This is a genomic window from Cellulomonas pasadenensis (genome assembly GCF_047229365.1).
In the GTDB taxonomy this organism is placed as follows: Bacteria; Actinomycetota; Actinomycetes; order Actinomycetales; family Cellulomonadaceae; genus Cellulomonas.
The window spans coordinates 1-12,468 of record NZ_JBFTEP010000047.1; the positions used below are offsets into that span (position 1 = coordinate 1).

The following is a 12,468-nucleotide window of genomic DNA, read 5'->3' on the forward strand; positions in this document are numbered from 1 at the left end:
GGCCGGCCCTCGACGCCGAGCGCGCCGCCGTCCTCGACTCCGCCCTCGCCAAGGTGCAGGCCGCCGCGGGTGACGCCGCCGCCGGCGTCGACGTCGAGCTGCAGGTCGACGCGCGGCCGGAGGTCGTCGCGGCCGTGGGCGCCGCCCTGGCGGAGCGGCGGCGGCTGCTGCTGCGGTACGTCGACGCCTCCGACGTCGCGACGGAGCGCGAGGTCGACCCGCTGCGCCTCGTCACGCAGGACGAGCGCTCCTACCTCATCGCGTGGGCCGTCGAGGCGGACGCCGAGCGCCGGTTCCGCATGGACCGCGTCGTCGCCGCGACCGTGCTCGACCGGCCGGCGGGCGAGCACGCGCTCGCCCCGGACGCCGAGGTCTTCTCGCCGGACCCGAGCGGCGACCTCGTCACGGTGCGCCTCGCCGGGCGCGCCCGCTGGGTCGTCGAGTCGGTGCCGGTCGAGGCGACCCGCGAGCTCGCCGACGGCACGTTCGAGGTCGACCTGCGGGTCGTCCAGCCGGCGTGGCTGCGCCACCTGCTGCTCCAGGCGGCGGACGAGGTGCGCGACGTGCGCCCCGCCCGCGTCGCGCGCGAGGTGGCGGACGCCGCCCGCGCGGCGCTCACCGCCTACGCGCCGCTGCTCGGCGCACCGTCGGCAGTCACGCCGGCACCCGACGTCACCGAGGAGGCCTGAGCGTGCTGTGGACCGTGGTGTGGGTCGTGCTCGTGGTGGGGACGCTGCTGGGCGCGTTCCTGCTCGGGCGGCGGCTGTGGCGCTCCGTCGTCGCGCTCGGCGCCGAGCTCTCGCGGGCGGGGGAGACGCTCGAGCTCCTGGGCCGGCGCGTCGAGGAGCTCGAGGAGGCGGCGCGGGCCGCACGGGCGCCCGTGCGGCCCGCGCTCGGCCAGGACGTCGACGTGCTCGGCGCGCGCGTGCAGGAGCTGCGGGCGGACCGCCGTGCGCGCCGTGCGGCGCGCCGGGACCGTCACCGGGTCACCGTGGCGCAGGCCGCCGAGCGCTGGCTCGGCTGAGCGACCGCCGGGTGCCGTCGCGGCGTCACCGGCGCGCCGCCCGCGGGTCGTCGCCCCGTCGCCGTGCCGTCACGCGCGTCGTCGGGCCGGTGACGCGGCCACGGAGGCGAAGCGCTTCGACTCCGGCGTCGCACCCCGTACAATTCGGAGGGTCAACGCCGTCGATGGCAGGAGAGCGTCGTGCGTCCTCAGCTGAGCCACATCCTCATCGTGCTGGTGGTGGTCGTGCTCCTGTTCGGGGCCAACCGCCTGCCGGGCCTCGCACGGTCCGTCGGTCAGTCGATGAAGATCTTCAAGAACGAGGTCAAGGACCTCGCGGACGACGACCGCCGCGACGCGGCCGCCACCCGGACCACCGTGACCGGACCCGCCGTCCCCGGCCCCGACGCGGCGACCGGCAGCACGACGTCGGGACCGGTGGACACGCCGCCGGATCCCGCCGCACCGCCGCGCGTCTGACGCGGGCGTGAGCAGGTCCTCCCGCCGGCGCCGCACGCCGGACGGCCGGATGCCGCTGCGCGAGCACCTGCGCGAGCTGCGCCGGCGGCTCGTCCTGATCGCGCTCGGGCTCGTCGTCGGCGGCATCGCCGGCTGGCTGCTGTACGAGCCGGTCTTCGCGCTGCTGCAGGAGCCGGTGCGCCAGGTCGCCGCGGAGCGCGACGAGGTCGTCACGCTCAACTTCGCGGGCGTCGCCACGGCGTTCGACATGCAGGTGAAGGTCTCGCTGTTCCTCGGGATCCTGGTCACGAGCCCGTGGTGGCTGTACCAGCTCTGGGCGTTCGTCACCCCGGGGCTGACGCGCCGCGAGCGGCTGTACGGGGTCGGATTCCTCGCCGCGGCCGTGCCGCTGTTCCTCGCGGGGGCCGCGCTGGCGTGGGCCGTGCTGCCCAACGCGGTGCGGCTCCTCCTCGACTTCACGCCCGAGGGCACCGCGAACGTCACCGACGGGCAGCTCTACCTCAGCTTCGTCATGCGGCTCATGCTGGCGTTCGGCGCGGCCTTCCTCCTGCCCGTCGTGATGGTGGCGCTCACCATGGCGGGCGTCGTGCAGGGCAGGACGTGGGCGCACGGCTGGCGTTGGGCCGTCCTCGTCTCGTTCGTGTTCGCGGCGATCGCGACCCCGACCCCGGACGTCGTCACGATGCTCGCCGTCGCCTTCCCGATGTGCCTGCTCTACGGCGCCGCGCTCGGTGTGTGCCTGGTGCACGACCGCCGCGTCGACCGACGGCGCGTGGCCGACGGCCTCCCGCGCCTGGACGGCACCATGCCGGGGGAGCGCCCGGGCGAGCGGACGCGCGACGGCCGGCAGGGCGCGGGCGGGGGACCCGCCACCGCGGACGCGGGGTGAGCCGGCTCGGCCTCGTCGTGAACCCCGCCGCCGGCCGCGGCCGCGGTGCCGCCGCCGGGCGACGGACCCACGCGCTGCTGGCGGCCGCGGGGCACGACGTCCACGACCTGTCCGCGCCCACGCTCGCACGCGCCACCGACCGCGCACGCGCCGCCGTGCTCGCCGGCGTCGACGCCCTCGTGGTCGTCGGCGGCGACGGCATGGTGCACCTGGGCGCGGACGTGCTCGCGGGCACGGGCGTCCCCCTCGGCGTCGTGCCCGTGGGGACGGGCAACGACGTGGCGCGGGCCGTCGGGCTGCCCCGCGCCGACGTCGACGGCGCCGTCGCGGCGGTGCTGGCGGGGCTGGGGGACGGGCCGGTCGCCCTCGACGCCGTGCGCGTCGGACCGCCCGGCGGTCCCGTGCGGGAGTGGTACGCCGGCGTGCTGTCGTGCGGGCTCGACGCCGCCGTGAACGCGCGCGCCAACACGCTGCGGTGGCCGCACGGCACCGCGCGGTACGTCCGTGCGCTCGTGCCGGAGCTGGCGCGGTTCCGTCCCTACGGGTACCGCGTCACGCTCGACGACGGCGTGTGGGAGTCCGGCGGCACCCTCGTCGCGGTCGCGAACACGGCGTGGTTCGGCGGCGGCCTGCGGATCGCGCCGGGCGCCGACCCGACCGACGGCCTCCTCGACGTCGTCCTCGCCGGGCCGTTCACCCGGGCGGGCGCGGTCGGCATCTTCCCCGGGCTGTACCACGGGCGGCACGTGCGCGACCCGCGCGTGCGCGTCGTGCGCAGCCGCCGCGTCGTCGTCGAGCCGCGCGCGGACCTCGGCCCGCCGCCCCCGCCGGCGTTCGCGGACGGGGAGCGGATCGGCCCGCTGCCGCTCGTCGCGGAGGTCGTCCCGGGAGCGTTGTCGCTGCTCGGCGCGAGGACCGCCGCGACGTGAGCCTAGGGTGGGCGGGTGGCACGCTCGTCCCGACCCTCCACCAGCGAGCCGGAGCTCTCCCCGGCCGAGCGCTACGCCGCGGCCCGGCGCCGCGCGAGCGCCGAGCGCAGCGCGCTCGGCGAGTTCCGCTCCCGGCTCGACTTCCCGCTCGACGACTTCCAGGTCGAGGCGTGCGCGGCGCTCGAGCGCGGCAGCGGCGTCCTCGTCGCCGCGCCGACCGGTGCCGGCAAGACGGTCGTGGGCGAGTTCGCCGTCCACCTCGCGCTGGCGTCCGGGCGCAAGGCGTTCTACACGACGCCGATCAAGGCGCTGTCGAACCAGAAGTACGCCGACCTCGCGCGCGTGCACGGCCAGGAGCGCGTGGGCCTGCTGACCGGCGACACGAACATCAACGGCGACGCCGACGTGGTCGTCATGACGACCGAGGTGCTGCGCAACATGCTCTACGCCGGCTCGCCTGCGCTGGCGGGCCTCGGGTACGTCGTCATGGACGAGGTGCACTACCTCGCCGACCGCTTCCGCGGTCCCGTCTGGGAGGAGGTGATCATCCACCTGCCCGACGACGTGCAGCTGGTGTCGCTCTCCGCCACGGTGTCCAACGCCGAGGAGTTCGGCGACTGGCTGTCGACCGTTCGGGGCGACACGACCGTGGTGGTCAGCGAGCACCGGCCGGTGCCGCTCGGCCAGCACGTGCTCGTCGGCGACGAGCTGCTCGACCTCTACGCCGGGCACGTCGACCCGACCGACCCGGGCGTCGACCCGCCGATCAACCCGGACCTCACGCACCTGCTGCGCCGCCAGCAGTCGGACCCCCGGGACCGGCGGGGCCCGGGCGACCGCGGCTCCCGCGGCCGCGACGGCCGGCCGGGCGTCGGGGTGCGCCAGGCGCCGCGGTTCGCGGTCGTCGACTCGCTCGCGCAGGAGCACCTGCTGCCCGCGATCGTCTTCATCTTCTCCCGCGCCGGCTGCGAGGCGGCCGTGCAGCAGTGCCTGTCCGCGGGCGTCCGCCTGACGACCCCCGCCGAGCAGGCCGAGATCCGCCGCGTCGCCGAGGAGCGGTGCGCCGCGATCCCGCCGGAGGACCTCGGCGTGCTCGGCTACGACGCGTTCGAGGACGCCCTCGCGCGCGGCGTCGCCGCCCACCACGCCGGCATGCTCCCGCTGTTCAAGGAGACGGTCGAGGACCTGTTCTCGCGCGGGCTCGTCAAGGTCGTCTTCGCGACGGAGACCCTCGCGCTGGGCATCAACATGCCCGCGCGCTCGGTGGTGCTCGAGCGGCTGGTCAAGTGGGACGGGTCCTCGCACGTCGACATCACGCCGGGGGAGTACACGCAGCTGACGGGGCGCGCCGGCCGCCGTGGCATCGACACCGAGGGGCACGCGGTCGTCGTCGCGCACACCGGCCTCGACCCCGTGCAGCTGGCCGGGCTCGCGTCGCGGCGCCTGTACCCGCTGCGCTCGTCGTTCCGCCCCACGTACAACATGGCGGTCAACCTCGTCGCGCAGGTCGGGCGCGACCGGGCCCGCGAGGTGCTGGAGACGTCGTTCGCGCAGTTCCAGGCCGACCGGGGCGTCGTCGGTCTGGCCCGGCAGGCGCAGTCGCACGCCGAGGCCCTCGACGGGTACGCCGAGGCGATGTCGTGCGACCTCGGCGACTTCGCCGAGTACGCGGCGCTGCGCCGCGCGGTCGGCGACCGCGAGAAGGACCTGGCCAGGCAGGCCGCGTCCGCCCGGCGCGCCGACGTGGCCCGCACGCTCGAGGGTCTGCGCGTCGGCGACCTGCTCGAGGTGCCGACCGGCCGGCGCGCGTCGTACGCCGTCGTCGTCGACCCCGGCGGCCGCCCGGGCTTCGACGGCCCGAAGCCGACCGTCCTGACGACCGACCGCCAGGTGCGCCGCCTCACGGTGGCCGACGTGGGCACGGGCGCGCGGACCGTGGGCAGCCTGCGCGTGCCGTCGTCGTTCAACGTGCGGGTCCCCGCGGCGCGGCGCGACCTGGCCGCGCGCCTGCGCGCCCGCCTCGACGAGCTCGACGTCACGCCCGCCCCGGGCCGCCAGGGACGCCGCGACGCCCGGCGCACCGCCGCGGCCGACGACGCCGAGCTCGAGGCGATGCGCCGTCGGCTGCGCGCGCACCCGTGCCACCGCTGCCCGGACCGCGAGGAGCACGCCCGCTGGGCGGACCGCTGGCACCGCCTCAAGAGCGAGCACGACGCCCTCGTGACCCGGATCGCCGGACGCACCGGCTCGATCGCCGCCGTGTTCGACCGCATCTGCGACGTGCTCGTCACGCTCGGGTACCTCGAGCGCAGTGACACCGGGGCGGCGACGCCGACCGGCGGGACCGCGCTGGCGGTCACGGACGCCGGCCAGTGGCTGCGCCGCATCTACGCCGAGAACGACCTGCTGCTCGCCGAGTGCCTGCGCCGCGGCGTGTGGGAGGAGCTCGACGCCCCGCAGCTCGCCGCGGCCGTGTCCGCGCTGGTGTACCGGTCGCGGCGCGACGAGGAGGTGGAGCCGCGCGTGCCGGGCGGGCCCGAGAGCCGCCTCGGGCGCGCGCTCGAGGCGGCGGTGCGCGCCTGGTCGGAGCTCGAGGACCTCGAGCACGGGCACCGGCTCGAGACCATCCAGCCGCTCGACACCGGGCTCGTCGAGCCGATCCACCGCTGGGCGGCCGGGCGCAGCCTCGACTCCGTCCTGCGCGGCGGCGACATCGCGGCCGGCGACTTCGTGCGCTGGGTCAAGCAGGTCGTCGACGTGCTCGACCAGATCCACGGCGCCGCGCCGACCGCGCGCCTGCGGACCACGGCCGACCGCGCCGTCACGGCGCTGCGCCGCGGGGTGGTGGCGTACTCGGCGGTGTGACGGGCGCGGCGGTGCGACGGGCGCTGCGGGCCTAGGGTGTGCGGATGTGACCTCGACGCTCTACCGCCACGGAGTCGTGCACTCCCCGTCCGACCCCTTCGCCGAGGCGGTGCTCGTCGAGGACGGCACCGTCGCGTGGATGGGCTCGGACGACACCGCCGACGGCCTGGTCGCGGGCGTCGACGAGGTCGTCGAGCTCGACGGCGCGCTCGTCGCCCCCGCCTTCGTCGACGCGCACGTGCACCTGCTCGAGTCGGCGCTCGCCGCCCGCGGCGTCGACCTCTCCCTCGCGGCCGGGGTGCGCAGCCTCGCCGACGCGCTCGACGCGCTCGCCCGGGCCGCCGGCGCCCGGTCCGCGGGGGAGCGCCTCCCGCTGCTCGGCCACGGCTGGGACGAGCGCGACTGGCCCGAGGGCCGCCCGCCCACGCGCGCCGAGCTCGACGCCGTCGGGCAGGGCCTGCCGGTCTACCTGGCGCGGGTCGACGTGCACTCCGCGGTGGTGTCCTCGGCGCTCGCGGAGCTCGCCGGCCTGCACGGGCTGCCCGGGTGGTCGGAGGACGGCCGCGTCGAGCGCGACGCCCACCACGCCGCGCGCGCCGTGGCCCGGGCCGTCGACGCGGCCGAGCGGACCGCGCTGTACCGCGAGGCGCTCACCGCCGCGGCGGCGCAGGGCGTCGTCGCGGTGCACGAGCACTCGGCGCCCTCCATCGACACCCGCGACGGCCTGCGCGAGCTCCTCACCATGACGGCCGACCCGGCCTCCGCCCTGCCCCTCGTCATCGGCTACCGCGGCGAGGCCTGCGTCACGGTGGACGACGCCCGGGAGCTGCTGGCCGACCTGCCGGGGCTCGCGGGCATCGGCGGCGACCTCAACGTCGACGGGTCCTTCGGCTCGCGCACCGCCGCGCTGCGGCAGCCCTACGCGGACGCGCCCGGCACGTCGGGTCACCTGTACCTGAGCGCCGAGCAGATCGCCAACCACGTCACCGCGGTGACGCGGGCGGGCTCGCACGCGGCGTTCCACGTCATCGGCGACCGTGCGCTCGACGAGGTGCTGCTGGGCCTGCGGGCCGCCGCCGACGTGGAGGGGACGGCCGCCGTCGCCGGCGCCGGGCACCGCATCGAGCACGCCGAGATGGTGGACGCGCACTCGCTCGCGCAGCTCGTGCTGCTCGGGCTGCGGCTGTCCGTCCAGCCGGCGTTCGACGCGGTGTGGGGCGGGCCGGACGGCATGTACGCCGCACGCCTCGGCCGCGGTCGCGCCGCGGCGCTCAACCCGTTCGCCGACCTGGCGGCCGCGGGCGTGCCGCTCGCGCTGGGGTCGGACAGCCCGGTCACGCCGGTCGACCCGTGGGCCGGGGTCCGCGCGGCGGCCGCGCACCACGAGGTCGACCAGCGCATCTCGGTGCGGGCCGCGTTCCGGGCCGCGACGCGCGGCGGCTGGCGGCTCGCGCACCTCGACCACACCGGCGCCGGCGAGCTGCGCGTCGGGGCGCCCGCGCACCTCGCGGTCTGGCGTGCCGAGCACCTCGTCGTGCAGGCGGCGCGGACGTCGGCGTGGAGCGCCGACGCCCGGGCCGGGTCGCCGCTCCTGCCCGACCTGTCGCCCGACGCCCCGGCACCGCGGTGCCTGCGCACCGTGCGCGCGGGCGTCGTGCTGCACGACGAGCTGGGCTGAGCCCGTCCCGACGCCGGACGCCGGTGCGCCGACGGCTGCGCCGACGCTGCCGACGACTGCGCCGACCGGGTGAACTTCGTCGCCCGCCCGTCGTCGTGCCGCGACGTCGACGTCACCTGCGCGACACACAGGCCGGCGTCGGCGCACGACACGCGGACGACACGCCGGGAACGGCTCCTGCGACGCGGTCGGGACGGACACCCTGACCTGGACGGAGGCCGCTGACCTGGCGGTACGCCGCCTTGACACCCTCGGCGCGCACGGGAGTAGGTTCCACAGTGGCTTGCCGACGAGGGCACCGGTTGGGGGGCCACAGACTGCTCGTCCGGTGCCGTCGGCCAGAGCTCCGGCCGGGCCCGTGCGCTCAACAGACAACGGCAGGACCCCGTCCTCGCCGGTACGAAGGGCGCACGGGCCGGTCGGTCGGAGCCGGGGAGGCGACTCCCCGGCCCCGGACCGCGTGACGGCTCCGCGAGTGGCACGCCTCACCGTCGACGAGCCGCCGCCGCGCCCGGTGGCCCCGACCCGCTGACGTACCCTGACGCGGTGCCGCACCCGCCCCCCGCCCGCTGGGCGACGCTGCTCCTCGCTGGGGCAGGCGGCTGGCTGACGCGCATGGCGTTCCCCGACCCGGGGTGGTGGGGCGCCGCGTTCGCCGGCACCGCGCTGCTGTACCTCGCGCTGCGGCGCGACAGCGCCCGGTGGAACGCCCTGGTCGGGCTCGTGTGGGGCCTGGCGTGCTTCGCGCCGATGATCACGTGGGCGTACGAGGCGGTCGGCCCGGTGCCGTGGGCGGCGCTCAGCGTGCTCGAGGCGTCGTACGTCGCGCTCTTCGGGGCCGCCTGGGCGTGGGCGCGTCGCGGGCACGCCGTCTGGCGCAGCGGCCCCTGGCAGCTCGTCGTCCTCGTGGTCCTGTGGGTGGGCGTCGAGGAGCTGCGCGGCGCGTGGCCGTTCGGCGGCTTCCCGTGGGGACGGCTCGCGTTCTCGCAGGCCGACTCGCCGCTCGCCGCGTACACGTGGCTCGGCGGCACGCCGCTGCTCAGCGCCGTCGTCGCGGCGCTCGGCGTGCTGCTCGCGCGCGCCCTGCTCGCGGCGCGCGAGGTGGCGGCGGGACGCACCCTCGGGGCGCTCGCGGCCGTCGCCGCACTCGTCGTCGGGGCGCTGCTCGTGCCGCTCGAGACGGGCGCCGAGGCCGGCACGCTGCGCACCGGGGCCGTGCAGGGCAACGTGCCCGAGCCCGGCCGGCTCGACGCGTTCGGGCAGCGCCGCCAGGTGCTCGACAACCACGTCGCCGGCACGCGCGCCCTGCTGGACCGGGTCGCACCGGGCGAGCTCGACGTCGTCCTGTGGCCCGAGAACGGCTCGGACATCGACCCGCAGGTCGACGCGGAGGCGGCCGGCCTGATCGACGCGGCCGCGCGGGACGTGGGTGCGCCGATGCTCGTCGGGACCGTCGAGTACCCGGAGAGCGGGGGCCGCTACAACACCGCTGTCCTGTGGGAGCCCGGCACCGGCGTCGTCGCGACCTACTCCAAGCAGCGGCCGGCACCCTTCGCCGAGTACATCCCGATGCGCGGGTTCGTGCGGCACTTCTCCTCGGCCGTCGACCTCGTCACCCGCGACATGATCCCGGGCACCGAGCCGGGCGTCGTGCCGCTGGCGTCCGAGCGCCTGGGGCGCACGGTCCTGATCGGCGACGTCATCTGCTTCGAGGTCGCGTACGACGGGATCGTGCGCGAGGCGGTCCGCGAGGGCGGCGAGGTGCTGGTCGTGCAGACGAACAACGCGTCGTTCGGGTGGACGGACGAGTCCACCCAGCAGCTGGCGATGTCGCGCCTGCGGGCCATCGAGCACGGGCGCGCGACGGTGCAGATCTCCACGGTCGGCGTCAGCGCGGTGATCGCGCCGAACGGCGCCGTCGTGCAGAGCACCGGGCTGTTCACGGCCGCGCAGCTGGTCGCGACGCTGCCGCTGCGCACGTCCCTGACGCCGGCGACACGCCTGGGGGAGTGGCCCGCGTGGGTCGTCGACGGCCTCGCCGTGTGCGTCGTGGTGGCCGGCGCCGTGGGCGCCTACCGGCTGCGCCGCGACGAGCGTCCCGACGGCGCCTGAGGCGACGCGGCGCCACGCCTCGCGTGCAGGCGGGCTCGCCGGCGGCGGGCAGCACGACGCCCCCGGGGTCGTGTCACCGGGGGCGTCGGGGCCTGCGTGCGGCGTCGTGCGGTCGGTGGACCGGGACGCCGGGCTGGTGCGTGCGGTCAGGCGCTGCGGCGCAGCTTGCCGGCCCGCAGCAGGTCGAGCCGCTCGTCGAGCAGCTCCTGGAGCTCGTTCACGGTGCGCCGCTCGAGGAGCATGTCCCAGTGCGTGCGCGGCGGCTTGCCCGCCTTCACCTCGGGCTTCGAGGCGTCACGCAGGAGCGCCTCCGCCCCGCAACGGCACTCCCACACCACCGGGACGTCGGCCTCGACCGAGAACGGCAGGATGATCGTGTGCCCGTTGGGGCAGTCGTAGTACGCCTGGAGGCGGGGGGCGAAGTCGACGCCCTCCTCCGTCTCCATGCTGTGGGACCCGATGCGCATCCCGCGCAGGGACCTGTTGGCCATGTGGGACCTCCGTGCCGTTTGTGCGGCCGTCGTGCCTGATGCTTCCTGTGATGTCAACGGGGACGCAGACGACGGTGTTCCTCGCCCACCGTGAAGGTCTGGTGAAACCACTCTGACGCAGCGTCGCCGGGAGCGCGCGCGGAACCGGCGTCGCCGGCGGGCGGTCACCCGGGCGCGCCGCCGGGCGGGGGCCGACCTAGGCTGCCGTGGTGACCATGACCTACCGCCGCCTCGGCGACTCCGGCCTGACCGTCTCGACCGCCGGCCTCGGCTGCAACACGTTCGGCGCCACGCTCGAGCCGGACGGCGTGGAGGCCGTCGTGCACGCCGCGCTCGACGCCGGCGTCACCTTCTTCGACACCGCCGACGTGTACGGCGGCACGCCGGGCCAGAGCGAGGAGCTGCTCGGGCACGCGCTGCGCGGCCGACGCGACGACGTGGTCGTCGCGACGAAGTTCGGGATGGACGTCGGCGGGCTGAACGGTCCCGACTGGGGGTCGCGCGCCTCCCGCCGGTACGTGCGCCGCGCGGTCGAGGGCTCGTTGCGCCGCCTCGGCACCGACCACGTCGACCTGTACCAGCTGCACCGGCCCGAGCCGGAGACGCCGGTCGAGGAGACGCTCGCGGCGCTGCACGAGCTCGTCACCGAGGGGAAGGTCCGCTACATCGGGTCCTCGAACTTCACGGCGTGGCAGCTCGTCGACGCGGACTGGGCCGCGCGCACGGCCGGGACCACGCCGTTCGTCTCGGCGCAGAACCGGTACAACCTCATGGACCGTGACGCCGAGGCGGAGCTCGTGCCGGCCGCCGAGCACGTCGGCGTCGGCATCCTGCCGTACGTGCCGCTCGCCTCCGGGCTGCTCACCGGCAAGTACCGCCGCGGCGAGGCGGCGCCCGCCGGGTCGCGGCTCGAGCGCATGCCGCAGCGCATGGCCGGCGCGGACTTCGACCGCATCGAGGCGCTGGCCGCCCTCGCGGACGCGTGGGGCGTCGACCTGCCCACGGTCGCGCTCGGCGGGCTGGCGGCCCAGCCCGCCGTCGGCTCCGTCATCGCCGGCGCACGCACGCCCGAGCAGGTGCGCGCGAACGTGGCCGCCACCCTGTGGGAGCCCGACCTCGAGCAGCTCGCCGCGATCGACGAGGCGTCGCCCGGCCCGGGCGCGTGACTGCGGTGCGGGCCGGCGTCGTCGCCGGCCCGCACCCGTGGCGCGGCACCAGCGCTGTCACACTCGCGCCGTCGCGCCGTGGTCACACCGGGAGCACGCGTGCGCGGTGCTCGCCGACCGCCACGACGGCGGCCACGGTCAGTGCGCGGTCGGTCGCGGCGAGCAGCAGGGCGTGCGCCCACGCCCGTTCGAACGAGCCGTGGTCGCCGCCGGCGGCACGCACGACCGCGACGACGACACCGCCGCCGCGCGGCTCCTGCTCCAGGACGGACGCGAGCACGTGCACGATCTGCCGTGCCGCGGCGGCGTCTGGCCGCAGGGGCACCTCGCTGATCGGCAGCACGACGGGCAGCAGTCGCCGGTCGGCGTCGAGGAGCGCGAACCACAGCGCCGGCGGTCCCGCGCGCTCGGGCCCGACGAGCCGGAGCATCAGCTCGAGCGCGGCGTCCGCGTCGGGGACCGCGACGCCGGGCGACACCGCGTCGGCGAGGTCGTCGTCGGGGCCCGGCGCGGACCAGCCGCTGCCCGCCGGGTGCGGCCGGGGGATGCCGTGGTCGGCGGCGCGGAGGCCCGAGGCGCCGCGGCCCGCGTCGTCGGGCCGGGCGTCGGCGATGTCGGCGCTGGTGGGGTCGGGCGGGGTGGCGTCGGGCCGGGCGGGGTCGGGTCGGGTGGTGTCGGGCCGGGTCGGGTCGGACGGGGTGGGCTCGGGCGCGTCGGCGCCGGTCGGGTCGCTCATGGCGGTGGAGCGTCACGGGGGAGAGGGGCCGGCGGGACGGGGCGGCGACCGGCCCGTGGACGGGGTGCCGCAGGGGTGAGGCTGGGGTCGGCTCGGCAGGCGCGCACCGGCGCCGATGT

Annotated in this window: 11 protein-coding genes; 9 read left to right on the top strand and 2 right to left on the bottom strand. The window is 77.0% G+C overall.

Going from position 1 to position 12,468, the window contains the following annotated elements; genetic code table 11:
* The 8 genes from AB6N23_RS08735 to lnt all read left to right on the top strand — a co-directional run.
* The coding region (locus tag AB6N23_RS08735) for a WYL domain-containing protein (protein ID WP_412865705.1) at positions 1-689 on the top strand (689 nt) is incomplete at its 5' end.
* 2 nt (positions 690-691) lie between these two features.
* Complete coding sequence (locus AB6N23_RS08740) at positions 692-1,024, top strand: hypothetical protein (protein ID WP_412865706.1); 333 nt, start codon at positions 692-694, stop codon at positions 1,022-1,024.
* A gap of 180 nt (positions 1,025-1,204) precedes the next feature.
* The gene (gene tatA / locus AB6N23_RS08745) at positions 1,205-1,483 is read left to right on the top strand and encodes a Sec-independent protein translocase subunit TatA (protein WP_378205084.1); all 279 of its coding nucleotides are present in this window, start codon (positions 1,205-1,207) and stop codon (positions 1,481-1,483) included.
* A 49-nt stretch (positions 1,484-1,532) separates the two neighbouring features.
* A complete protein-coding gene (gene tatC, locus AB6N23_RS08750; protein ID WP_412865724.1) occupies positions 1,533-2,372 on the top strand; it encodes a twin-arginine translocase subunit TatC in 840 nt (279 codons plus the stop codon).
* On the top strand, positions 2,369-3,301 hold the full coding sequence (locus AB6N23_RS08755) for a diacylglycerol/lipid kinase family protein (RefSeq protein ID WP_412865707.1): 933 nt from the start codon (positions 2,369-2,371) through the stop codon (positions 3,299-3,301). The genes tatC and AB6N23_RS08755 overlap by 4 nt, the downstream gene beginning before the upstream one ends.
* A 15-nt stretch (positions 3,302-3,316) precedes the next feature.
* Positions 3,317-6,166 (top strand): DEAD/DEAH box helicase, encoded by a 2,850-nt coding sequence (locus AB6N23_RS08760; RefSeq protein ID WP_412865708.1) that lies wholly within the window; start codon positions 3,317-3,319, stop codon positions 6,164-6,166.
* Positions 6,167-6,212: 46 nt separating this feature from the next.
* Positions 6,213-7,844, top strand: coding sequence for an amidohydrolase (locus AB6N23_RS08765; protein WP_412865709.1), 1,632 nt, complete (start codon positions 6,213-6,215; stop codon positions 7,842-7,844).
* Positions 7,845-8,390: 546 nt separating this feature from the next.
* Complete coding sequence (gene lnt, locus AB6N23_RS08770) at positions 8,391-9,956, top strand: apolipoprotein N-acyltransferase (protein ID WP_412865710.1); 1,566 nt, start codon at positions 8,391-8,393, stop codon at positions 9,954-9,956.
* 146 nt (positions 9,957-10,102) lie between these two features.
* Here lnt and AB6N23_RS08775 read toward each other — a convergent pair whose 3' ends face one another.
* Complete coding sequence (locus tag AB6N23_RS08775) at positions 10,103-10,447, bottom strand: RNA polymerase-binding protein RbpA (RefSeq protein WP_378205069.1); 345 nt, start codon at positions 10,445-10,447, stop codon at positions 10,103-10,105.
* 215 nt (positions 10,448-10,662) lie between these two features.
* On the opposite strand from AB6N23_RS08775, the gene AB6N23_RS08780 reads away from it, so the two are divergent.
* Entirely contained in the window at positions 10,663-11,613 is a 951-nt protein-coding gene (locus tag AB6N23_RS08780; protein WP_412865725.1) for an aldo/keto reductase, read from the top strand.
* Positions 11,614-11,695: 82 nt separating this feature from the next.
* Here AB6N23_RS08780 and AB6N23_RS08785 read toward each other — a convergent pair whose 3' ends face one another.
* Entirely contained in the window at positions 11,696-12,349 is a 654-nt protein-coding gene (locus tag AB6N23_RS08785; RefSeq protein ID WP_412865711.1) for a hypothetical protein, read from the bottom strand.
* Positions 12,350-12,468: the final 119 nt, after the last annotated feature.

Coding starts and splice junctions, on each gene's coding strand:
- AB6N23_RS08780 (WP_412865725.1), top strand. CDS start 10,663: ATGACCTACCGCCGCCTCGGCGACTCCGGCCTGACCGTCTCGACCGCC.
- tatC (WP_412865724.1), top strand. CDS start 1,533: ATGCCGCTGCGCGAGCACCTGCGCGAGCTGCGCCGGCGGCTCGTCCTG.
- AB6N23_RS08785 (WP_412865711.1), bottom strand. CDS start 12,349: ATGAGCGACCCGACCGGCGCCGACGCGCCCGAGCCCACCCCGTCCGAC.
- AB6N23_RS08775 (WP_378205069.1), bottom strand. CDS start 10,447: ATGGCCAACAGGTCCCTGCGCGGGATGCGCATCGGGTCCCACAGCATG.